The sequence below is a fragment of the Hymenobacter sp. BT18 genome (assembly GCF_012273015.1).
GTDB classification, from domain to species: Bacteria; Bacteroidota; Bacteroidia; order Cytophagales; family Hymenobacteraceae; genus Hymenobacter; species Hymenobacter lutimineralis.
In genome coordinates this window covers 2,317,378-2,340,496 of the sequence record NZ_CP050954.1, presented here as the reverse complement: position 1 = coordinate 2,340,496, position 23,119 = coordinate 2,317,378, and the positions used below count along the sequence as shown (strand labels likewise).

The window sequence follows — 23,119 nt, the reverse complement described above, 5'->3', positions numbered from 1 at the left end:
AATTTGTTCTAATTCATGCCGGGAAGTCTGCCGGCGGTGCGAAAGACGAGCAGTCGGCGCCCCGGCGTTTGGCCCAGCGAAGTGCCGGGCTGGTTAGGCGGCATTGCGCTGCTCAAGCTGCCGCAACAGGCCGTCAATTTCCGCCGCATAGGTTTCAATCTGTTCCAGTCCGCTCCGGGCATTCTCAATGCGGCCCTGTCGGAACAAGGTCACAAGCTCCTGGCCGTATCGCAGCATTTGCTGTAGTACGCGCTCCATGGCCTGCACTTCGCTCACCTTGCCGTAGCGCGGCACCAACGTCGTGGTCAGCCACTGGCCAAAAGGATTGTCGACCAACGAAAACAGGGCCGGGTCAGGTTCGCGCACGCCGTAGAGTACCGAGCGCAGCCGGGACTTGAACACGACCAGCTTGATGCGGGCCTGCTGGAAATCCAGACTATCGATGTTCATAAGGCGGGCTGGTAGGCGGGAAAAATGGCATCGGGAGCAGCTTAGTCATGCGATGTCCCACGGGCGTTTTGCAGTTGATTGAGCTGCTGGCGCATGTGCACCCGTTCCGTAACGTCGAAGGCGAAGCTGAAAATGCCGACAATCTGCCCGTTCTCCCGGAAAGCCTGGTACGAAAAGTCGAAATACCGCTCTTCGATCTGGCCAGTTGCCCGGCGATGCAGCTGTAGTTTCATTTCGCTGCCTTGGAAGGCCTCCCCGGTTTGGTAAACATGATCGAGCAGCGCAATGAAGCCTTGCTCCGCGGCTTCCGGCACCACCTCCAGAACGGTACGGCCAACCAGTTCGCTGGTAGCGAACAGCTCGTGATAAGGCGGGTTGGCAAACTCAATCCGGTACTCCGATCCGCGCACGATAGAAATCAGCGCGGGGGCTTCCATGAATAGGTTGTAGAACGTTTCGCGCTGCCGCTGCGCCAGTTGCGCGGCCTGATAAGACTGCTCCGATAGCAGTAGCTGCTGCTCATTTGCCTCCGTGAGTTCCAGCACCAGCTGCTTCTGTTCCTGAATGTCAATACCGGAGCCAACCCACATCAGCACACTGCCATCGGCTTCGCGCTGGGGCACGGTGCGGGCCAGCACCCACCGATACTGCCCATCGTGACGGCGCATGCGGAACTCGGCTTCGTAGGGCTGCCGCTCCGCAATGGCCTGGCCCCAGGACTCGCTCAGGTGGGGTAAATCCTCGGGGTGAATCACTGCCTGCCAGGAGCCAGCAGGGTCTTCCTGCCCGGTACGGCCGGTGAACTGTAGCCAGCGCTGGTTAAAATAGTCAATGGTGCCATCCGGTTGAGCCGTCCAAACCATCACCGGCAGAGCCTCTAAGGTGAAGAGAGCCTGCTTCTGGGCCTGACTCAGGGCTTGCTCGGCCGCCAAGCGTTGCTGGTCAGCCAGATGCTGCGTCGTAATGTCTTCCGGGTGCTGCAGAATGTAAAGCAGCTCGCCTTGTTCATCCAAAACGGGATAATGCGTGATGCGCCAGTAGCGCTGCTCGTAGCCCCCGCCCTCGGCCTCTGGCCGCAGTAAGTCGTAGCGCATCACCGGCATCGTGTGCGGCTGCTTATGCTGGCGCACATAGTCGTGGGAGTCGTTCAGCTCCTGCTGGCTTTTGGGCGCGGAAGGGTAGGCCTCAAAGATGTTTCGGCCAACCGCCTGCTCCCGGTTTAGCATCGACACACCCACATGCTTGTCAGAGTTGTCAACGATTGTACCATCAGGCAACAGCAACAAGTAGTTGTGCGGCAAAAGGCGAAACAGGTATTGGTAGTCAGGAGAAACAGAGGCCATGGTCGGGATGGGACGGGAAGAAGGCAGGATGGGGCAGACTACGCGGGTACCGGAATACCAGCGTATTAGCTACGGAAGCGTTGGAGTAACCAGGCTTCCGCGTCGTCTGTCTGGTCGAACAGCCGATAAGTAAGGGCCGCGGCAGTGGCCTCCTGGGAAGCTACCTGCGCCGGAATGCTGGCAAAGGCGGCTGGGTCCAGCAGTACGGCCGCGTAAATCCGTTGCCCTCGGCTTTCTTCGCTGAGCCAATATTCTACAATCCACTGGCTTTCTTCTTCCGTGAAAGGAGTCATCTGGCGCTGGTCGCCGAATAACTTATTCCAGCTCCGTAACTGAAGTAGCCGACCGGTGTGGGTAAGAAAGGACTGCAGATGGGATATTTCTCGCGTTCCAGGATGGTATTGAATGACCACGTAGCCGGCAGGGTGCTCGAGAATTCGGCCGACAGGGTTCTCAAAGTAGAGTCGCAAGGTGGGGTAGTGTTGAGGAAGAGTTCAGATGCCAAATCTACGCAGCAATGTTCTACCAGGATAATAGGATGGTGGTTGCGGATTTTTGCTGTGAAACACCGCGAAGCCAGAACGTTTCTTCTCACACCCTATGCCCATCTCAGCGACGACGGCGGAACGGAGCGGTAGAGCCCTAGGGCACTGCCAAAGCAATACAATGTTCCAGCCTAGGCATCAAAAACGAAGAAGCCTCTCAGATGTGCATCTGAGAGGCTTCTTAATGGTGGGAGATACTGGGTTCGAACCAGTGACCCTCTGCTTGTAAGGCAGATGCTCTGAACCAGCTGAGCTAATCTCCCTTTTCCTTACCGGGTATGTCCCGTTTGGTGGTACAAATATGGCAGGTGTTTTTGGCTACACCAAACCCGAGCTGGATAAAACGTCTTTTTTTTCTTGAAAAACAGGCTTCTGGTAGCTGTAAAAGGCATAAATCATTCTGAATCAGAAAAGTGCAGGAAGTAAAAAAAATTACGAAAATTTTTGCTGAAGCCCTGGTTTTGCCCAGCGAAGTGGGCTGGAGCGAGCAGCCACCCATAATAAAGTAGATGCAGAAAGCTGGCGGTAAGGCGCCGGAAAGGAAAAGACCTTCGGCTCGGCCAGACTCCCGACGAGTAAACGCGACTCACTACCGGCCAGCAAGGTGGCGGTGGAGCAGGTCAACATTCCTGGCGCACCACCGTTAAGAAACGCGGAATTGTTTTTTCTCCTAAAACTCCCGCACCATGAACGAAACGCAACTGCTTCAGCAATACTCCGAAGCTGAAAAAACGGCCTATCTAAGTGTTATTGCCAGTCTGGCCTCCGCCGACCGCGAGGCCTCGGCCGCCGAAGTAGAATTCTTACAGCAACTCGCCCATACCGCCGGATTAGGCGGCGGCGCCACCCAGCAAATCATTGCCGCCGCCCGCGACTCCACCAACGAAAGCGTGAAAGCCAACCTAGACGCCCTGCGCCAGAGCGACCTGCGCTTTTCGCTGGTGACGGACCTGATCAGCTTTGCCCGCGCCGACGGGGCCTACTCCAACACGGAGGAGGAAATGGTCAATAAGATTTCAACTTACCTGGGCATCACGCCCCAGCAGACTCATGCTTTGGAGCAGGTAGTAGACCAGGCGGCCCAGGTGCCGCACTCGGCCAGCGACCCAGCCAAGCAAAGCTTCCTGGGTGGCATCGGCGACAAGCTCGACAGCGTAGGCATTCCAAAAGGGGCGCTGATGGCTGGCTTGCTCGGCGTAGTGGCCCCCATGGTTATTTCCAAAGTAATGGGCGGCCGGGGCGGCCAGATGGGCGGCATGGGCGGCCTGCTAGGCGGCGCGATGGGCGGCAGCTCGATGGGTGGCTTGCTCGGCGGCCTGCTCGGTGGCGGTTTGCTGAGCGGCGTGCTGGGTGGTGGCTCTTCGGCCAACACCGGCAGCTACGGCGACTACCCGCAACAGGGTACGCACATGGGCAGCGGCGGCCTGGGTTCTTTGGTTTCTATCCTGGGTGGCCTGGGCGGCCAGCCCAACTCGGCGCCGCGCAGTGCCGGTGGGGGCGGCCTCGGCGGCCTGCTCGGTGGCAGCGGCATGGGTGGCTTGCTCGGCGGTTTGCTCGGCGGCCGTTAGAGTACCCGGAAATCATATAGAAAAGCCCCGGCCACATAACTGGTCGGGGCTTTTTCATGGGCTTGTCTTCGGGGGCTTTGGGCTATTCCGCCCCGGCGGGGCTAGGGTTGCCCCCTATGCCCCCAAGGGGGCCAGCAAGCTGCACCACGGTGGTGCCCGCATTGGCAAAGGAGCCACCGTGCTGCTCTACCGCATGGATCAGCTCGTAGTTCAGGGCTTCCTTGGCGTTGAGGTACTCGTCGTAATTGGTGGTGTTCACGAAATACTGCACGGTTACTTCCTTGGCCGTGGGCGTGAGGGCTGCAAACTTTACTTCGGGCTCGTCGGTCACCAAGGGGTGTGCCTTGATCACGGCGCGGGCGTCTTCCACGATGGCGCGCAGCTGCTCACTGGTCGTATGCTGACTCAAGGAAAGGGTAAAGCCCACGCGCCGGGCCGTGCGCAAGGACAGGTTGTCCAGGGGCTTGTCAATCATGCTTTTGTTGGGCACCGTCACGTAGCTTTTCTCGGCCGTGCGCAGGCGGGTACTCCGGAAGCCTACCTTCTCCACCGTGCCCGTAATGCCGCCCACCATCACCAGGTCGCCCACGGCAAAGGGCCGGTCGAGGAAGATGGTGAAGGAGGCAATCAGGTTTTCGAGGCTTTCCTTGGCGGCAAAGGCCACCGCCAGGCCGCCTATGCCCAAACCCCCGATAAGCGCCGTGACGTTGACGCCAAACACCCGGCTCAGCATCACCAGAAACGTGAGCGTGAGCACCAGCACCTTCAGTAGGTCTTTGGCGAAGGGAATCAGCTGGTTGTTGAGGCGCGACGGGGTGGCTTCGGCGCGGCGCTGAAATACCAGCACCAGAAAATCAATCAGGCGTAGTCCAATCCAGCCAATGCCCATGAACACGGCCAGCTGAAACAGCCGAAACAGCGCCACCTGCGGCCACGGCTCGTTGCGCGTCAGTTCGGAGCTGCGCACCGGGTAATCGAGTACCTGAAAGGCGAAGTAAGCCGTAATCAGGAAGATAACGATGGACAGCGGCTGAATGAGCAAAGCCTGAAACTGCTGTTCCGATACGCCCTCGGTACGCTTGCGAATGGCCCGGAATACCAGCTTGGAGAGCAGGCGGGAAAGCAGCGTTTTGAAGATGTAGCCAAACAGCAGAATGCCCGCGCACCACAAATACGCCGCTACGTCGTTGCCGAGAAACCGAATCCGCAGAATTTCCTGGAAAGTCATGGTTAGGGTATTGGGAACTCAGGATTTTAGGGATTTGGTTGGCGTTCTACTGAACAACGGTTAGTTAAACGCCACCCAAGCCTTTAAAATCCTAACTCCCTGTTATACTAATTGCCGCAAAGCCAGCTCGAAGGATTTCATGGCCAGACCGGTACGCTGCTCACCCTGCTGGCGGGTGCGGGCCAGGGCCGTGCGGATGATGTGTGAGGTGTCGCTGAAAATAGCCTCGTCGGTGATTTCGGCGTTGGTTTCCATCAGGTAGGCAAACACCCGAGCCATACCACAGTTGGCAATAAAATCGGGGATGACCGACACGTGCTGGTCGGCGTACTCGCCGGTGGGGCCGAAGAAGATTTCCGGGTCCTGGAACGGGACGTTAGCCCCGCAGCTAATGACCTCCAGGCCGGCCGCAATCAGCTGCTCTACCTGGCCCTGCGCCACGAGGCGCGAGGACGCCGCCGGAATGAAGATTTCGGCCCCGCTGGTCCAGATCTGCTGGTTGATTTCCTCGAAGGAGAGCAGGTTTTCGGCCGTGAGGGCGTTGCCTTCGCGGCGCAGAAACAGCGCCCGGATTTCCTCAAACGAGAAGCCCTCGGGCTTGAGCAGCCCGCCGGCCCGGTCGATGATGCCGGTGATGCGCACGCCCTGCTGCGCTAAGTAATAAGCTGCCGCGGCCCCCACGTTGCCCCACCCCTGGATGATGGCGCGCTTGCCGGCCAGCTCTCCGCCCCACAGCTCGTAGTAGTGGCGCACGGCCTCGGCCACACCGTAGCCCGTAATCAGGTCGGCCACGGTGTAGCGGCGGCGGCGGTCGGGGGTGAACTCCTCGTTCTCCACCACCTTGATGACGCCCTGGCGCAGCTGGCCTACCTTCTGAATCTTCTGGGGCTCGGTGGCGCGGTAGTGGCCGTTTACTACGCCTTCCTGCGGATGCCAGAGGCCATAGTCCTCCGTAATCGGAATCACGTCGTGAATTTCGTCCACGTTCAGGTCGCCGCCGGTGCCGTAGTAGCTTTTCAGCAGCGGAATCACGGCGCGGTACCAACGCTCCAGCACGCCGCGTTTGCGCGGGTCCTGCGGGTCGAAGTTGATGCCCGACTTGGCCCCGCCAATGGCCGGCCCCGAAACGGTAAACTTCACTTCCATCGTTTTGGCCAGGCTCTCTACCTCGCGCTTGTCCAGCCCTTTACGCATGCGCGTGCCGCCGCCGGCCGCCCCGCCCCGCAGGGAGTTGATGACGACCCAGCCTTCGGCTTCGGTTTCGGCATCTTTCCATTCAAAAACGATTTCCGGGCGCTTGTTTTCGAACTTGGCTAACAGGTCGCGCATGGGCAGCAGGGGGTAGGGTGGGTGGAGTAGAATTGCGCGCAAAGGTAAGCACGCCCCGCAAAGGCCGCCGATTCTGAATATTTTTGGATATTTTAACGCCCCTAGTCGCTATTTGTCATTCGTAAAGCTGCTTTTTGAGCAGGTCAGAGGAAATCTTTCAGGCATAACATTGGATAATCGGAACTTTGGGGGTGGTGTATAGCGTATTAACCATACTCAACTCCCCCCGCCTTTTCACACCGTCATTTTATATGAAACCATTGCTTTCTCGCGTCGAATCGAAGAAAGTAGATAAAGCTGCCGCGATGCTGAAGGTGCTAGCGCACCCCAAGCGTCTCGCCATCGTCGATCTGCTGGGTAAAGAAGACAAACTCACCGTTACGGAGATATACCGCAACCTGGATTTGCCGCAGGCTATTGCCTCCCAGCATCTTATCACGTTGAAAGACCGGGGGATTCTGTCCTCCTTCAAGGTCGGCACCAAGATCTACTACTCCCTCTCAATTCCTAAACTGCTGGACGTTATCGACTCGCTCGAAGAGTGTTGCGATACGATGTAAGCCGGGTAGCTTGGCTGCCTACCGCAGAGAAGCCGCTTTCGAAGCGGCTTTTTTGTGGCCACAAACAAACACGCCCCGTTTCTGCCAGCTGGCAGAAACGGGGCGTGCTCGTGTACAGTAGGGACGCTTAGGCGGAAGTGGGCTGCTTTTCCAGATCGAACAGCTCCGACAGCACATCGATAAGCTGCTCGGCATCTTCGCGGCGGCACACGGCTTTGAGCTGCAATACCCGCTGCTTCAGTACCTTCTGCATGAGGTTGCGGGTGATGTCGTCGAGGCGCTTGGCTTCCTCTGCGGAGAGCTTCTTCTGGTGGCGGTCCAGCTCTTCCTGGCGCAACTGCTCCAGCCCGGCTTTCATCCGCTGGATCAGCGGGGAGACGAGCATGTCCTTAGCCCAGTCGGCGAGGCCGGCAATGCTTTCGGCAATGATGGTCCGCACGTGCGGCACGGCGGCCAAGCGCTGCTCCAGGGCGGCCGAGGCCTTGCTCTGAATAGCGTCGATGTTGTATACCAGCACCCCGGGTACCTGCTCTACCTCGGAGGCAATGCTGCGCGGGACGGAAAGATCAATGAAAAACTTGTAGCTCAGCACTTCCAGGCGCTCTACCAGCTCCCGGGTAAAGAACGGTTCGTCGCGGGCTATGCTGCTGATGATGACGTCGGCATCCTTTAGGCCTTCTACCAGTCGCTCGAAGTCGAGCACCTGCAGGCCGCACTCCTGGGCCAGGGCATCGGCCTTGCTGCGCGTGCGGTTGCAGATGGTCACGTTCTGGAACACCTTGCTGTCGCCGAGGTGGCGGCACACATCCGCCCCGATTTCGCCGAGACCTACCACGAGCACGCGCGGGTTGGCTACGTCGGCGGTCAGTTCCTCTACCAGCTCCAGGGCCGCATAGGCGGTAGAAGCGGCGCCGTCGCGGAAGGAGGTTTCCTGCTGCACGCGCTTGTTGGTGAAGAACACGGTGTGCAGCAAGCGGTGCAGGAAAGGTCCGGCCGCATCGGCATCGGCCGACCACTGGTAGGCCATCTTTACCTGGTTGCTGATCTGCAGGTCGCCGACTACCTGGGCATCGAGGCCCATGGCTACCTCAAACAGATGCTGCACGGCCTCTTCGTAGGTGTTCAGCAGATCGAAGTAGGGGTAGTACTCCGTGATGTCGGTATCGGTGAGACCTTTGAGCTGGGCCAGCGCCTCAATGATGGCGGGGCTATGGTCGCGCTCAGACGCGTAGTAGACCTCCGTGCGGTTGCAGGTACTCAGCACGAGCAGGTCGGAAAGGCCCAGGTCGTGGTGCAGGGTGTGCAGAAAATGGCGGCAGGCCGTTTCGTCCAACGCAATCAGCTCGCGGATGGCGAGCGGCGTTTTTTTGAAGGAAAGACTAATGGCCTTGAACGGGTGGAGCATAGCGCGGATTAGTGCGTATGGTAGGCGGCAAAATTACGGTACAATTAAGTAGTATGCTAACAGCCAATCCACCTAAGGGGTTCGGGGGAAGCACTGATGAAGCCTAATTCGCTGAAAAAGGCCTCTGCGCTGGAAAAGGATGATAAAAATCATGCATTTCCCTACTCGGCATCCCATCATTATGGGATGCCTGGGCGTTCGTAAAAAGTCAAAAAACCACCGGGCTGTGCCCACGAAGCCCGTACTTTCGTACCCCTACCTCACGCCGCCGTGCCTTGGGCTGGCGGCCACACCTCTCGTCTCTGCCCGTGCCCTCTCTGCCCATCTACGACCAGAAGTCCCGCATTAAGCTCGTCATTGTGGGCGTGGCGCTGTTTATCGGGGCCATTACGGTGATTTATACCAACCTGCTGGTGCAGCGCCTTTCGGAGCGGGAGCAGCAGCAAATTGACCTCTACGCCCGCACCCTGCGCTTCATGATCAGCTCGGAGGTAGACGATGCCAACACCAACTTCGTCTCCAATGAAATCATCGACGCCAACAAAACCATTCCCGTTATCCTGACCGATGGGGACGGCAACCCCTTGGATGCCCGCAACCTGACGATTCCGGCGCGGCTGTCGGAAGAAAAGCGCATTGCCTTTCTGCGGGAGGAAGTGGAGGAGATGAAGCAGCTGCACCCGCCCATTGTGGTGGAACTGGGCGCCGGCCTGCGCAACTATATCTACTACCGCGACTCGGTGCTGCTGGGGCAACTGCGCACCTACCCGCTGGTGCAGCTGGCCGTGATTACCTGCCTGAGCGTCATAGCCTACTTCGCGTTCAGCTACTCGCGGCGGGCCGAGCAAAACCGCGTGTGGGTGGGCTTGGCCAAGGAAACGGCCCACCAGTTGGGTACGCCGCTGTCGTCATTGATGGCCTGGCAGAGCTACCTGGCTGAGAGTGAGCGGTTCAAGGATGAGCCCATTGTGGAGGAACTCAGCAAGGATATCCGGCGGCTGCAGATTATTACGGAGCGGTTCAGTAACATCGGCTCGGTCCCCATTCTGAAGCCTGAAGACATTGCCACCACCACCCGCAACGCCATCGAGTACCTGCAAAGCCGGTTGTCGCGGAAAGTGGTGTTTACCATTCAGGACGACCTGCTGCCGGGCACCACAGCCCAGGTAAACGTACCGCTCTTTGACTGGGTGATTGAGAACATCTGCAAGAATGCCGTGGATGCCATGAACGGCAAGGGCAGCATCACGCTGCACCTGCGCCGTCCCGTGCGCAGCAAGCACCAGATTGCCATTGATATTACCGACACCGGCAAAGGCATTCCCAAAAGCAAAGTAGACCGGGTATTCCTGCCGGGCTATACCACCAAAAAGCGCGGCTGGGGGCTGGGACTGGCCTTGGCTAAGCGCATTATCGAGAACTACCACGAGGGCAAGCTCTTCGTGAAGTGGAGTGAAGTAGGCCGTGGCACCACCTTCCGGCTGATACTCAATGAGTAAATGAGAGAGTAGACAAAAGCAACTGTCATCCTGAGCAAAGCGAAGGACCTTATCCCGTGTAAACGACTTGTTCTACCGGGATATGGTCCTTCGCTTTGCTCAGGATGACAGTTCTATAAAACTTCACTCCTTCCCCCGGTTGGTAATTTCAACATAGCTGTTGCCGGTGACGGGACGGCCGTGGTGGGTGCCTTCCACGCGGCACATGCCCTCCCAGTAGCTCATGCCGATGCCCGCAAACAGCCGGAGCGTCAGCTCCTGATCGGCCATGACGGGGGTGATGGTGAGGTCGTAGCCCTGGCTGGGCACGCGCAGGCGCCACTTGCTGGGGTAGCGCCGTCGGGTGGTAGGGCTGGTCCAGTACTCCAGGGTTTCGAGCTGGAAGTCGGTGCCGGCCAGATGAGTGTTCTGGCCCTGGGGGCCGAAGTGGGAGCCACCATCCACGGCTTTGCCGGTTTTCTTGTCGAACAGGTGGTAGGCCATCAGCTCTTCCCGGGGCTCGTCGAGCTGGATGCTGAACCAGTCCCAGCCAATGCCCTTGTTGGTGACGGAGTTGCAGTTCCACTGCCGGTCGTACCACAGTTCGCCCTCCACCTCGTGGGTTTTGCCATCGACCTCGATGGTGCCGGTGGCCTGGAGGCGGGGGTAGCTGTAGTAGCCGGCGCGGGCCACGTCGCCGTAGTTTTCGTAGCCGGTGCCGCCGTGTAGTAGAATGGGTTTGCTGGGCGTGGTGCTGAGGTTGATGGCCTGACCGGGGTGCTGGGCCATGCGGGCCTGCAGCTGGTAGCGGCCTTCCTGCCCGGAAAGCGTCCATTGCTGGTTTTGCTTGGTCATGCTCAGGGCCAGGGGCAGGGTGGGGGCCAGCAGCGTGGGGAGCTTCTCCACCTTGTAGTCGTAGCGGAACTGCTGGGTTTTGGGGTCGGTGAGGGCAAAGTTCACCATCTGCCAGTCCTGCTTGCCGGTGAGGTTGAAGTGGAAGAAAACGTACTCCACCCCGAAGGTTTCGCCGGTGGCTTTGTCGCGCAGGTGGCCGGTAAAATACCACCATTCCAGAGAGTTGCGCGCATGTACGGCTTCCTCCTGGGGCAGCTGGGCCCGCTCCGTGAACACGTCGAACTTGTTGGTAGGCTTGAGGACGCAGCCCGAGAGGGTGCCTAAGAATAGCAGGGAAGCCAGCAGCAGGTGTTTCATACTGCTGGAATAAGGATTTTGGAGCGGGAAAGGTTTGGGATAAGCAGCTAGGGAGCCTCAAATACTTCGACAGAGTCTTCGGTAGGTCCGGCGCTTTCAGCCGCCGGGAATTGAACGGTAGACAAGCGGGGTGGTGGGGGCGGGGGAGCCAGCAGGCGCAGGGGGTAGCGCATTTCGCCGGCTTCCAGCGTCACTGGGGCTGGCTCGCCCAATACCCCGGCGTTAGGATCCGGGCGCAACCGTATCTCGGCCGTTTGCTCCGGGCGCAGCCGCCGGCCGATGTAGCCTTGGGTATACCCCTGTGGTGAAGTGTGGCCAACCGCATACAACAGGGAGTCGCGCAGCTGCTGCGGTAGCTTCAGCGTGAAGTGCCCCGTGGAATCGGATGTGGTGCGAAAGGAGGTATCGGCTAAGCTGATGATCAGCGCATCGGGTAGCGGGCGGCCGTCTGTTTTGTCTACCACCTTGCCCTTCACTAGCACATAGTTGCCGTCAACCGTAACGGGCGAAGTCCGGAGCTGTAGGGGCAGGGCGTCGGGCGTACCGCAACTGCTGAGTGTTATAGCTGCCGCGGCCACCCATTGTGTCCAGTTCCGGGCTGCGCGGCTAGCAGGCAAGGCCGGGGCCTGCACCTGATCTGGCCGAAACCGGCCGCATACCTTTTCCGGCTGGTGCAGGGCTGCCAGTAGTTGTTCATCGGTCAACCGGGTGAAATCAACCACCGTCTTCTCGCAGGCGGCGCAATGGCGGCCACCAGCAATTGGGGTCATACCTGCCCAGGGCTGGGCGCAGGGGATATTGATAGTAAGCATAAGTTAGGAAAGAGCTAGCAGAGTCTTAGCGGCGGAATAGTTGGGTAACCCGCCACCACACCCCGCGTGGTGTATACCAATGAGGGAAGGCGCAGTAGCCGCCGGTTACCGTCGAATCCTTCATGATTACCCAATCCGCATAGAGTATGACAACGGCATCGGCCTGCAGAAATTGCGTAGCAGGTAAGCTCTGCGGTTGGTAGCCGATATAGGTGACAGTTATATATTCTACCGCTGATGAACTCTCAGGCAGAGCCAGTTCAAACTGTCCGGTATCATCGGTCAAGGTTCCCACCAGCGTACCTTTCAGTAGCACGGTTACGCACGGCAACGGGTTACGTAGCGAGTCGACCACCGCCCCTCGCAGAATACGTGCGTCATGTTCCGGGTGTATTAAGCGTTTCGGCTGAACCGACGCTACCGGCTGCCACGACGGTGAAACCTGAACAGCTTGCTGGCTAAACGCCGGACGCGGAACAACCAGCACGCTGCCCACCCAAGCCACCGCTGCCGCCCAAAGGTGCCAAGCCCGCCGGTGCTGGCGAAGCGTTGGTCGCACCTGATCTGCCCGAAACCGCCCGCAGCCACTGGTTTGCCCCTGCAGAAACGCCAGCAGCTCCGCATCCGTCATGCGGGTGAAATCAACTACTTCGTGCTGGCAACTCCCGCAGAAACGGCCGGCAGCTGTCAGCGCCATGGCCGACCAGGACTCGCCGCAGGGGGTAGGAATTGTGAACATAAAAATCTATTGATGATAGAGTTATAAGGGTAGTTGTTAGGTTGCTGCAAGGCTGAATTAACCGACAATCGTATGCCAGGCAAGTCGGGCTTGTTGAACCACCCTGGCAGGGCGGTACCAACTATCTGAGGCGGGTAGAAATGCTATACCGCCTAGCAGGATAGTTTCGTAGTGTAGTAGCACGGGTGCAAGCTCGACGGAGGAGCCATTGACTCGAACCCGCTGCTCCCGACTGACAAACCCAACGAAGGAATAGCGCAGTGTGATTTTACGCTTATGGGTTAATTGGTCTTCCGGAATCAGGAGGGTAAAGGAGCCGTCTGCTTGTGTTGATGTGCTCATGCCGGGGCCCACTACCGTAACCGTAACCCCCAGGATGCCCTTTTTGGTGTCGGGTGCTATTACCCGTCCGTGAAATAGCACAGCTGTAGCAGCCAGCTTCGTTGACTGCTTACAGGAAATGGATGGCAATGACGAAAGGCCAGCCGCTTGTCCCTCCGGCTCTGGCTGCTGCCCCAGCTGTGAAGCTGGCGCTTGTGCTCGAGCACTACTTGCTACAACCTCGCTCAACCCCAGCGCCAGCGCAACGGCCGCCAGCCACAGCCGCCACGGCGTGGGCGCTGCTGGCATCATCAAGGGGCGGTTGAGTTGCTGCGAAGTAAATCGGCCACAGCTTGTGCTTGGCTGCCGGTGTAGAAAAGCCAGTAGTTCCGCGTCGCTCATGCGGGTAAAGTCGACCACCACTTTATTGCAAGCGGCACAATGGCGTCCTTGATTGTCGGGTGTCATGGCGGCCCAGCTTTCGTGGCAGGGTGAAGGAACGGTGAGAGTAGGGCGGGCCGGCATAGATAGCAAGGCGAGGTTTATTTGTTGATGCGCCCGCCAGCCGGATTCCATACCGGCATCCTGGCATTTCCCCGGAAAAATCGGTGGCCTGTTCGTCGGTAGGGCGCCGAATACCGCGCCCCGCCGCATTATTCTCTATCTTTTGGGCCTGAAATTCCCTCACCCCATCTACCAGCCCCTACACCCACATTGTCTACTCCGCTTCTTCCCACGCGTACCAGCGGCCTGTTCCGCCGCAAATCCCTCACGGATCTGCTGTCCAACCCGCCGGCTGATGAGGACCTGCACGGCTCCCACCCCGGCGAGCATGGCCTGGCCCGCCACCTCACCGTGCGCGACCTGACCTCCCTGGGCATTGCCGCCGTTATCGGGGCGGGCATCTTCAGCACCATTGGCAATGCCTCCCACGACGGCGGCCCGGCCGTGTCGCTGCTGTTTGTGTTCACGGCCATAGCCTGCGCATTTTCGGCTTTGTGCTACGCGCAGTTTGCGGCCACCATTCCGGTTTCGGGCTCGGCCTATACCTACGCCTACGCCTCCTTCGGGGAGCTGGCTGCCTGGATTATCGGCTGGGCGCTGATCATGGAGTACGCCGTTGGCAACATCGTGGTGGCCATATCCTGGTCTGATTACTTTACCGGGCTACTCTCGGGGATAGGCGTGAATGTGCCTGTTTGGCTTACGATGGGCATGCAGAGCGCCCACAAGTACTACAACGAAGTGCTGGCGCTGATGCAGGCCGGCCAGCCCCTGCCCGCGGCCGAGTCGGCGCAGATGGTGGGCTACCGTGCCTGGAGCACCGCCCCGGAGCTGTTCGGCGGCCTTCGCTTGGTTATCGACCTGCCTGCTGGCCTCATCACCCTGCTCATTACGGCGGTGGTGTACATCGGCATCAAGGAATCCAAAAACGCCTCCAACCTGCTGGTGTTGCTCAAGCTGATTGTGGTAGCCACCGTTATCGGGGTGGGCGTGTTCTACGTGAACCCGGCCAACTGGAGCCCGTTTGCCCCCAACGGCATCGGCGGCGTACTCAAGGGCGTGTCGGCAGTGTTTTTCGCTTACATCGGCTTCGACGCCATCAGCACCACGGCCGAGGAATGCAAAAACCCCCAGCGCGACCTGCCCCGGGCCATGATTTACGCCCTCATTATCTGCACCGTGCTCTACGTCATCATCACGCTGGTACTCACCGGCATGGTGAGCTACACGGAGCTGGGCGTGGGCGACCCGCTGGCCTTCGTGTTCCAGAAAGTAGGCCTCAACTGGCTGGCCGGCGTAGTAGCCGTGAGTGCCATCTTCGCCATGGCCTCGGTGCTGCTGGTGTTCCAGATCGGGCAGCCCCGCATCTGGATGACCATGAGCCGGGACGGGCTGCTGCCCCCGGTATTTGCGAAGGTGCACCCGCGCTTCCACACGCCCTCGTTCAGCACCATCGTCACGGGCTTTTTCGTGGGCGTGCCGGCCATGCTGTTGAACATGGACCTGGTAATTGACCTGACCAGCATCGGCACCTTGTTTGCCTTTGCGCTGGTGTGCGGCGGCATCCTCATCATCGACCCCTACGGCCGCTCCGATGCTCGCTTCAAGGTACCCTACATCAACGGGCAATTCCTGACGCCGCTCATCATGCTCATCGGGCTGGGCCTGCTGTTTGCCTACAACCAAGCCGGCCTGCGCGAGTTTGGCAGCGCCGTGCGCGGCGACGGGGGCTACGAGGAGTTCCGTCACTATATTCCTATGCTGGTGTTCATCGTGTTCTGCCTGGCGCTGGCTTGGCTGTCGTTCCGCAAGAAGCTGAGCTTGCTGCCCACGCTGGGCTTGCTCACCAACCTCTACCTGATGACGCAGCTGGGCATCAACAACTGGCTGCTGTTCTTCGGCTGGTTGATTATCGGGCTGGCCTTGTACTTCAACTACGGCTACAAACACTCCAAGCTGGGTTTGAAAAACCGCCCGGTGGCTAGCTAAGCCGAAACAGATTTTAGATTATCTTGAACCCGTCCGGCTTCTACACTTGCGTAAGAGCCGGACGGTTTTTTTATGCTATCCTCTTCATCTTCCGGCCGGTCTGTTGAGCGGGAGCGGCTCCTGGCTCTATTGGCCTATACCAAAGAAAGCGTACGATTACGGACGGTTCCGGTAGCCGATGTAACGCACCATCCTTTTCACGTGTTGGAGGCACAGCTCGACGGACTTCCCGGGGTATGGCTCAATACGAAGGGCCCGGGCTTAGCTTCCGGAATCAGCCCGAACGCGGAGGTTTGGTTACGGGTGGAACGGCTGAAAGAACAGGCCCCGCCCCCGATTGCCGATCTTCAGCTGGCAACCCTCACGGAACTGCACAACGACCCAAGCCGGCCACCTCAGCTAAAAAACGAACTATCCGCTCAAACAGCTCTGCGGCTTGGTTTACTGCCCCCCGAAGCCGCCACCGCCGTCGGCTACGACCCCTTGGTGCCGGTGTCCATCAGGCGTTTGGCGGCAGCACCTCTTCTTGAGTCGGCGCTGAGTCAGTACACAAAGCAGCAGTGGCAGCCCTGGGCGCTATCCGAAACCCAACGTCGCCGTACCATAAACTGGTACTCGCGCCTTTATGCGCTCAAGCAGCAGCTCGAAGGTGGCCTGAGTGAAACCGCTCTGGAACTAGTATGGGGGATGGGTGTAACCGTCTGGCAAACAGGCATGTCAGAAGTGCGCTACCCTCTTCTGACACGTCTGGTAGAACTGACGCTAAATCCCGACGATATGGCGCTGGAAGTTCGCCCGCGGCAGCTGCCAAGCCGGCTGGAGCTGGATGCGTACGTGGCGCTGGATGTGGCGGGACTTGCCCAGTTGGAGCAAGGTAGCCGCCCACTGTTGGAAAACGAGCCTTATCTGTCGCCTGCGGAGCCCTCCAGCTACGAAGCCGTGCTCCGACTGGCGGCGGCAGTCCTTGACGCCCAAGGGCGTTACCTGCCCGATGATGCGCCTAATGCCGCCCGGTTGCTGCCCCGGGCTACACCCCAACTTCAGGTTACTGATACCTGGGTACTGTATGCCCGTCCCCGTAGCAATAACGTCTTGTTGCAGGACCTTGATGCCTTACATGCCCAGGTGGAGCGGCCGGCGGCTGAGCTGCCCGCTGCAGTAGCTGCACTAGTGCGGAACCCAGCCACTTACCACACCCATAACGTGCTGCCCTCTTTCCGCGGTTTATCCCTGGTGGGTGAGCCGGCCCCGGGCAGCAGTGTCCAGGAGCTGTACTTTCCGTTGCCATTCAACGATGAGCAGGTACGCATCGTGCAGCTCTTGGAGCATGCTCCGGGTGTGGTGGTACAAGGACCACCGGGTACAGGCAAGACACATACTATAGCCAACGTCATCTGCCACTACCTGGCACTGGGCCGGCGGGTACTCGTCACCTCCATGAAGGACCCTGCGCTGGCCGTGCTACGTGACAAGCTGCCGGTCACCGTACAGCCCCTGACCATCAGCCTGCTAACCAGTGAGCGGGAGGGCCTGAAGCAATTTGAACACGCGGTGCAGCGCATCGCCGAGGAGGTTCAGCGTCTGGACCCTGCCGCTACAAACCGCCGCGTTGAGGACCTTGTTACGCAACTGGATGCCTGCCACAGTCAGTTGGCTTACATTGATCGGCGTATTGGGTACTGGGGACAGCAGAATTTGCAGGCGTTGGAACTGGATGGCGAACCGGTGGAGGCCCGGGAAGCGGCCCGGGAAGTGGTGGCAGCACTGGATGTGGCTGAGTGGCTGCCGGATGATCTGCAGTGCACGCCCGCCTTCCGTCCACAATTTGATGACACACACATAACGGCTTTGCGCGCCGCACGGTGTAAGGTAGGAGCCGATTTGCCGTACCGCATGGCGCAGCTGCCTGAGCTGGCGCAGCTACCAGAAATTCCTGAGCTATTGCGTACTCACCACGAGCTTTGCCGCTCCCTAGCGCTACAAGCGGCGGTGGCCTCCGGTGCCCTGCCTCCGCTGTCGGTGGGCTCCAACCCGCTGGAGCAGGTAACGGAGGCCCTGGCCCAGATAACGCAGGTGCAGCACCAGCTAGAGGTTACGGCTGCGCTGCCGTGGCTTGCCGTTCAATGGCAACGGCTTAGTGACGCGCAGCACGGTGACTTCTATGAATTATTGGAGGAGTTAGGTCAGGACCTGCGGACCGCGGTGGCCAAGCGGCAGGCTTTTGTAGCCCGCCCGGTGCGCCTGCCTTATCAGGCCGAACTTGACGAAGAATTGCTAGCCGCCGTAGGCAACCTGGCGCAGGGCTTTCGACCCTTTGGGCTGACTGGCTGGTTTGGTAAAACCACGCAAAAACAGCGTCTGGCAGAAATAAAAATACTTACGGGCGCTCCTGCCACGTCGGCCGATTGGGAGCATGTGGAGCAATTTCTGCTGCTTTTGCGACACTTACATGAGTTGGTTATCCGCTGGAATACGCTGGCCGCTGAGCTGGCGCTGCCACCACTGACCACGGCCGAGCCCGTGCCTGCCTTGCAAGAGGCACTTCGATACTACGAAAGATACGAGGAGCTAGGCGCCATTCAGGCGGCTGAAGCTAGCCTGCGGGAAACCCTGCAGCGGCTGTTGCCTACGTGGCCGCCAGCGCGGGCTGCAAAGCTACTGCCGGCCACGCTGGCTGCGGCGGCTGAGCTACTCCAGCAACACCAGTTGCGGCTGCATTCCGAAGCAGCTTGGACTGAACGCGAGCAGTATACCCAGGCCTTGCAGGGTGCCTCTGGTCCCATTAGTGAAGCATTACGGCATTTTTTTAATACGATTCTGGGCCAGCCCGCTATTACCGATGCTGAGCTAAGGGAGCAATGGGCCACGCTTGCGCAGGAGCTGCGGCGCGTACACGAGTTGCGCGAGTGGCTGGACACGGTTACAGTAGTTACCGAGCGTATTGCCTGCTCCGGGGCGCCCCGGTGGGCCACCCAGCTACGCGAACAGCCCGCCACCGGCCCTACCGATGCCCTCCTGCCCGCTGACTGGCAGCGACGTTGGCGGCTGCGCCGGCTCAATAACCACCTTTGCGCCCTGGATGCCCGCGCGGAGCTTCAACAGCTGGCTGCCGACCGTGAGCGAACGGAAGCGAAGCTAGCACGTGCTTACCATGAAATCATAGAGCAGAAAACCTGGCTGCAACTGGCGCTGAATGCCACCCCCGAGGTACGCAGTGCCTTACAAGCCTACCGTAATGCCGTTGTGAAAATAGGGAAGGGAACCGGCAAGAGCGTACGCTATCGGCACGACGCACGGGCCGCCGCTCTGGTTGCCAACGCCGCAATTCCCTGTTGGATTATGCCGCACTACCGGGTGTCTGAGTCCCTGCCAGCCGAATTGGGGGCCTTCGACCTGGTAATTATCGATGAGGCCTCGCAGTCGAACCTCCTGGCACTGCCCGCACTGCTACGGGCGCGCAAAGTACTCATCGTGGGCGACGATAAGCAGGTGGGGCCCGGCTTCAGCGGGCTTACCCAGGAAAAGGAAAACGAGCTCATGAACCGGTTCCTGAACACGCAGCCGAGCTTGTACCGGCCGCAGCTTTCGCCCAGTCATTCTATTTACCAGCTGTTTCAGGTGGTTTTCTCCGACTCGCAGCTGCCGTTGCGGGAGCATTTCCGGTGCGTTGGTCCAATTATCGAGTATTCCAAGCGCGAGTTTTATGAGCACAGGCTGAATCCCTTGCGGCTGCCAAAGGCTTCCGAGCGACTGGATCCGCCTCTGGTAGACGTGTTGGTGGAGGATGGAATACGAACGGGCGACACCAACCCGGCTGAGGCGCGCTTTATCGTGGCCGAAATTAAAGCGCTGGTAGCAGACCCGTTGTTTGCCGGGCGCTCCATCGGGGTGATTTCGCTGCTGGCCGACAAGCAGGCGCAACTGATCTGGGTGGAGCTGGAACGAGAAATTGGTTTGGAAGCCATGTTGCATCACCAAGTGGCCTGCGGCGACGCACACACCTTTCAGGGCAAGGAGCGCGATATTATATTTCTGTCGTTGGTGGTGTCGGGGAAGCCGAAGGCGCTGGGGCATAAAGACGACGAGCGGCGCTTCAACGTGGCCGCATCACGGGCCCGGGACCGAATGTACCTGGTACGGAGCGTAGACGTTGAGGACCTGAGCCCCGCTGACCAGCTGCGGCGTAAGCTGCTGGCTCATTTTGTGAGTCCCTATACCCAGGACGAGCATCAGGTAGGCAGTTTGCGCACGCAGTGTGAATCGGAGTTTGAGCGGGAGGTGTATGATTTCCTGACGGAGCGGGGCTACCGGGTACAGCCTCAGGTGAGGGTAGGACAATACCGTATCGACTTGGTAGTCGAAGGTGAAAACGACCAGCGGCTGGCCGTGGAGTGCGACGGAGACCAATACCATGGTCCTGACCGGTGGTTCGATGACTTACGGCGGCAGCGGGTGCTAGAGCGGGCTGGCTGGCGCTTTTGGCGCTGTTTTGCCTCTGCCTGGGTGCGTTGGCGGTCAGAAACGGAACAGAGCCTGCTGCTGCACTTGGCTGAGCTGGGAATAAGGCCCACAACGAAAGGGAGTGCCCCTAGCAGCCACGTTCTGGCTCGTCGTTACGTGGCATTCCCAGATTTACTGCAGGCACCACCCACGGTTTCGCTGGCAGCCGAGACCCCGCCCCGCCAGTTGCCCTTGACCTTTCCACCGCTCTTCGAAAACTGACTTTCATTGCCCTAAATCTGCAGGTGAATTCTGCCCCTGAACGGGGCTACACACGAGCCTCCTATTTAAAATCTGCTGCGCCCTCCATAGCCGACAAAATTATGCTTCCACCCGGCGAAACCATCCTGCTTACCCTGCGCCTGGCTGGCTCCATTCCGGCCCGCGCCGGCCGTGAGTTGCAGCAGCAGCGCATAGCCGCCCAGGAAGCCGCCCGCACGGCTGCCACCCCCGAAGCCGCTCAGGCTACCACCCGCCGCGCCGACAAACGCTTCTTCGCCGACTTCGACGCGCTTCTGGATGCAGCCACAGTGGGCGGCATCTACCTGGAAAAGGAGAAAATTGCCGAAGCCGTGGCCGGGGAGATGCTGATGCTGGAGGAGCAGGGCCTGCGGGTGCCGTGCATGGTGCAAACCACCAACCACGTCCATGCGGTGCTGCATCTGCCGGCCAGCTCGAACCTGTCCCTCTACAAAGCCCTGGAGCTGCTGCACCAGCGCACCACTGCCCAGGCCCGCCGCCTGCTGCGCGGCCAGCTTCCGCCCGAAGCCGATTTCTGGCAAACGGGCTTCCACGTGCTGCCCGTGCTGAACGGCCTTGAGCTGGCCCGCATCCGGCAGTACTTGCTGGCTCACCCCACGCGCCTCCACTTGCCGGCCCGCTGCCACAACTGGCCCTACGTGTATGATGCCGCGCTGTAAGCACAGGCGGCTAGTAGAAGGCACCCGCCAACCCGCTACCCCCAGGCACCGCGTATGTACGGCTGATGCTAAACGTTCAATTACTGGGGGCAGCGGCAGTCAGCCTGCTGGGTTTGGGCCCGGTAAACGCTGTGACCCGGGCTGCTCCGGTTCCTCCCGATTCCCTGCGCCTCGGCTCCGACCGGCTCATCGGCTACACCTTCGCCAACGACGCCTATTTCCGCACGGACTACTACTTCACCCAGGGCATGACGGGCACCTTGGTACACCCCGCCCTGGCCCGGTTGCCCACCCACCACCTGCTGCGTCTGGGGCGGGCCAAGGGCACCGAGTATTTCGGTTTGCGGGTGCACTACGATGGATTCACGCCCCTGCGCATTCAGGATGCCTTTATTCGGGTGGGCGACCGGCCCTACGCTTCTTACCTCTACGCCGATTTCTTTCGAACTCTCAACCGGCCCACCCGCCACCTGCGCCTGACTACCGGGCTGCAATTGGGCGTGATTGGGCCAGCTGTTGGAGCCAAAGGATTTCAAACCAAGCTGCACAAATGGCTAGGTGCTCCCACGCCGCGCGGCTGGGATTACCAGATTCAAAACGACCTGGTGCTGGGCTATATGGGTCGCCTCGAAGGACGGCTGGCTCATGTAGGCCGGGCTGTGGAGCTCATCGGTGGTGCCACCGCCAGCATAGGTACCCTGCGTACCTATGCTGGCGCCGATGCCCGCCTTCGTGTAGGCTTGCTCAATCCTTATTTCGCGAACCTGGGCGTGAGCAGCCGCGCAAATCGTCAGCAGCTGCGCCGCGTTCAGCTATACACTGAAGCGCGTCTTGAAGGCCGCGTCGTAGGCTATGATGCTACCCTGCAAGGTGGCCTGCTCCGCCGTGATAACCCCTACGAGCTGCCTGCCCAAGCCATCAGCCGCACGGTGGCCATTGGCACCGGTACCCTAGGCTTGGGCTACGCCGGTGTGCGGCTGGAAACCTCCGCCTTCTGGATTTCCCCGGAGTTTGCAGGAGCCCGCTCCCATAAATGGACGCAGTTCAGCTTGTTGGTGGGGTTTTAGGGAATGAAGAAAGAGAAATTGGTACAGCCCGCGCCAAGCCAAGCCGCGTACTCATTCTTCATTACTCTCCGATTCTCACTTCGCTCGGTTGATGATGAATACGCTGAGCAGGATAATGGCCATGCCCAGCAGGTGCCAGCCGTTGATGGTTTCGCCATCAAGCACCCCCCAGGCCAGCGCCATAATGGGCACCAAGTAGGTGTTGGACGAAGCAAACAGGGCCGTAGACTGCTGAATGAGCTTGTTGAATAAGATCATAGCCACGGCAGTGCTCATGGTGGCCAGCAGGGCGATGTAGCCGAAGGCCGTCCAGGCGCCTGGCACGTGCTGGAGCTTGTACAGGAACTGGGTGCCCAGCAGCAGGTACAGCACCGCCGGGCCCCCGATGAGCATGAGCAGTAGCGCCGTGACAGCCACCGCCGGAATGCCGTGGAAGTGGTGCTTGATCATGTTGATGCTCACGCCGTAGCCCACTGTAGCCAGCACGATGTAGAGGCCGTACCAGGCGTTGCCCTCACCGGTGGGTGTGGCCGTGCCCCCACTGCCGCCCAGCGCAATAAGCACGACGGTACCCAGAAAGCCCACCCCAATACCCGCCAGCCGCAGCCCCGTTATGCGCTGCCCGAAAAACAGGGCGCCCATTAGCAAAGTGAAAGCCACGGTGAGGGCATTGAGCACACCAGCCAGGCCCGAGGCCATTTTGGTTTCGGCGTAGGCAAACAGGAAGGCCGGTAATAGCGTGCCAATTACGCCGCTCAGCAGCAGCCACTTGAACCGACTGCGCTCCACTTGCCGCACGTGGCGCAGGGCAAACGGCAGCAGAATAAGGGCAGCTACCGTCACGCGGGTGGCGCCCAGCTCCAGGGCCGAAAACACTACCAAGCCTTTTTTCATGAGGATAAAGGACGTGCTCCAGATACCGGCCAATAAGATAAGCAGCCCCCAGGCCGAGGCCGGCACGCGGTGGGGTGGGGGAGAGGCTACGGGCGTATTTTCGGGCGCAACGGAAACGGCCGGCGCGGGGGTATCAATAGGCATAGCGGCAGTAGAAAGCAGGAGAGACAAAACGCCTGTCATCCTGAGCAGAGCGAAGGACCTCATTACGCCTGAACACAAATTGTTCTAACGCGATAAGGTCCTTCGCTTTGC

General features: G+C 59.7%; 18 protein-coding genes and 1 tRNA gene. 7 read left to right on the top strand and 12 right to left on the bottom strand.

Annotated elements, in window-relative coordinates; translation table 11 throughout:
• Positions 1-93: 93 nt before the first annotated feature.
• The 4 genes from HER32_RS09840 to HER32_RS09825 all read right to left on the bottom strand — a co-directional run bounded on the left by HER32_RS09840 (position 94) and on the right by HER32_RS09825 (position 2,601).
• Complete coding sequence (locus HER32_RS09840; protein ID WP_168681751.1) at positions 94-450, bottom strand: hypothetical protein; 357 nt, start codon at positions 448-450, stop codon at positions 94-96.
• Between the two features lie 41 nt (positions 451-491).
• Positions 492-1,793 (bottom strand): PAS domain-containing protein, encoded by a 1,302-nt coding sequence (locus tag HER32_RS09835; RefSeq protein ID WP_168681750.1) that lies wholly within the window; start codon positions 1,791-1,793, stop codon positions 492-494.
• A 65-nt stretch (positions 1,794-1,858) separates the two neighbouring features.
• Positions 1,859-2,086: a hypothetical protein gene (locus HER32_RS09830; RefSeq protein ID WP_149071161.1), complete on the bottom strand. Its 228-nt coding sequence runs from the start codon at positions 2,084-2,086 to the stop codon at positions 1,859-1,861.
• Between the two features lie 437 nt (positions 2,087-2,523).
• Positions 2,524-2,601: transfer RNA gene (locus HER32_RS09825), tRNA-Val, on the bottom strand.
• A gap of 423 nt (positions 2,602-3,024) precedes the next feature.
• Here HER32_RS09825 and HER32_RS09820 point away from each other — a divergent pair.
• The gene (locus HER32_RS09820; protein ID WP_168681749.1) at positions 3,025-3,906 is read left to right on the top strand and encodes a TerB family tellurite resistance protein; all 882 of its coding nucleotides are present in this window, start codon (positions 3,025-3,027) and stop codon (positions 3,904-3,906) included.
• Between the two features lie 82 nt (positions 3,907-3,988).
• On the opposite strand, the gene HER32_RS09815 is transcribed toward HER32_RS09820, so the two are convergent.
• Positions 3,989-5,134: a mechanosensitive ion channel family protein gene (locus tag HER32_RS09815; protein WP_149071163.1), complete on the bottom strand. Its 1,146-nt coding sequence runs from the start codon at positions 5,132-5,134 to the stop codon at positions 3,989-3,991.
• 102 nt (positions 5,135-5,236) lie between these two features.
• On the bottom strand, positions 5,237-6,463 hold the full coding sequence (locus tag HER32_RS09810) for a Glu/Leu/Phe/Val dehydrogenase dimerization domain-containing protein (RefSeq protein ID WP_168683258.1): 1,227 nt from the start codon (positions 6,461-6,463) through the stop codon (positions 5,237-5,239).
• Positions 6,464-6,714: 251 nt separating this feature from the next.
• On the opposite strand from HER32_RS09810, the gene HER32_RS09805 reads away from it, so the two are divergent.
• A complete protein-coding gene (locus tag HER32_RS09805) occupies positions 6,715-7,023 on the top strand; it encodes an ArsR/SmtB family transcription factor (RefSeq protein ID WP_149071165.1) in 309 nt (102 codons plus the stop codon).
• A 127-nt stretch (positions 7,024-7,150) separates the two neighbouring features.
• Here HER32_RS09805 and hemA read toward each other — a convergent pair whose 3' ends face one another.
• Positions 7,151-8,428, bottom strand: coding sequence for a glutamyl-tRNA reductase (gene hemA, locus HER32_RS09800; RefSeq protein ID WP_168681748.1), 1,278 nt, complete (start codon positions 8,426-8,428; stop codon positions 7,151-7,153).
• A 308-nt stretch (positions 8,429-8,736) separates the two neighbouring features.
• Here hemA and HER32_RS09795 point away from each other — a divergent pair, with 308 nt between their 5' ends.
• Positions 8,737-9,927 carry a sensor histidine kinase gene (locus tag HER32_RS09795; protein ID WP_168681747.1) on the top strand — a complete coding sequence of 397 codons (1,191 nt, stop codon included), beginning with the start codon at positions 8,737-8,739 and terminating at the stop codon, positions 9,925-9,927.
• A 123-nt stretch (positions 9,928-10,050) separates the two neighbouring features.
• On the opposite strand, the gene HER32_RS09790 is transcribed toward HER32_RS09795, so the two are convergent.
• From HER32_RS09790 to HER32_RS20420, 4 genes are all read right to left on the bottom strand, one after another.
• Positions 10,051-11,118 (bottom strand): lipocalin family protein, encoded by a 1,068-nt coding sequence (locus HER32_RS09790; RefSeq protein WP_168681746.1) that lies wholly within the window; start codon positions 11,116-11,118, stop codon positions 10,051-10,053.
• Between the two features lie 47 nt (positions 11,119-11,165).
• On the bottom strand, positions 11,166-11,888 hold the full coding sequence (locus tag HER32_RS09785) for a carboxypeptidase-like regulatory domain-containing protein (protein ID WP_168681745.1): 723 nt from the start codon (positions 11,886-11,888) through the stop codon (positions 11,166-11,168).
• A 67-nt stretch (positions 11,889-11,955) separates the two neighbouring features.
• Positions 11,956-12,627 carry a carboxypeptidase-like regulatory domain-containing protein gene (locus tag HER32_RS09780; protein WP_168681744.1) on the bottom strand — a complete coding sequence of 224 codons (672 nt, stop codon included), beginning with the start codon at positions 12,625-12,627 and terminating at the stop codon, positions 11,956-11,958.
• A gap of 99 nt (positions 12,628-12,726) precedes the next feature.
• Positions 12,727-13,299 carry a carboxypeptidase-like regulatory domain-containing protein gene (locus HER32_RS20420; protein ID WP_410503897.1) on the bottom strand — a complete coding sequence of 191 codons (573 nt, stop codon included), beginning with the start codon at positions 13,297-13,299 and terminating at the stop codon, positions 12,727-12,729.
• Positions 13,300-13,704: 405 nt separating this feature from the next.
• Between HER32_RS20420 and HER32_RS09770 the strand changes: the two genes are divergently transcribed.
• The 4 genes from HER32_RS09770 (at position 13,705) to HER32_RS09755 (ending at position 21,970) form a co-directional block, all read left to right on the top strand.
• A complete protein-coding gene (locus HER32_RS09770; RefSeq protein WP_410503895.1) occupies positions 13,705-15,483 on the top strand; it encodes an amino acid permease in 1,779 nt (592 codons plus the stop codon).
• Positions 15,484-15,555: 72 nt separating this feature from the next.
• Positions 15,556-20,205, top strand: coding sequence for an AAA domain-containing protein (locus HER32_RS09765; protein ID WP_168681742.1), 4,650 nt, complete (start codon positions 15,556-15,558; stop codon positions 20,203-20,205).
• Between the two features lie 101 nt (positions 20,206-20,306).
• Positions 20,307-20,903 (top strand): hypothetical protein, encoded by a 597-nt coding sequence (locus HER32_RS09760; RefSeq protein ID WP_168681741.1) that lies wholly within the window; start codon positions 20,307-20,309, stop codon positions 20,901-20,903.
• 65 nt (positions 20,904-20,968) lie between these two features.
• Positions 20,969-21,970, top strand: a complete 1,002-nt coding sequence (locus tag HER32_RS09755; RefSeq protein ID WP_168681740.1) for a lipid A deacylase LpxR family protein — start codon at positions 20,969-20,971, stop codon at positions 21,968-21,970.
• Positions 21,971-22,045: 75 nt separating this feature from the next.
• Here HER32_RS09755 and HER32_RS09750 read toward each other — a convergent pair whose 3' ends face one another.
• On the bottom strand, positions 22,046-23,008 hold the full coding sequence (locus HER32_RS09750) for a DMT family transporter (RefSeq protein ID WP_168681739.1): 963 nt from the start codon (positions 23,006-23,008) through the stop codon (positions 22,046-22,048).
• Between the last annotated feature and the right edge of the window lie 111 nt (positions 23,009-23,119).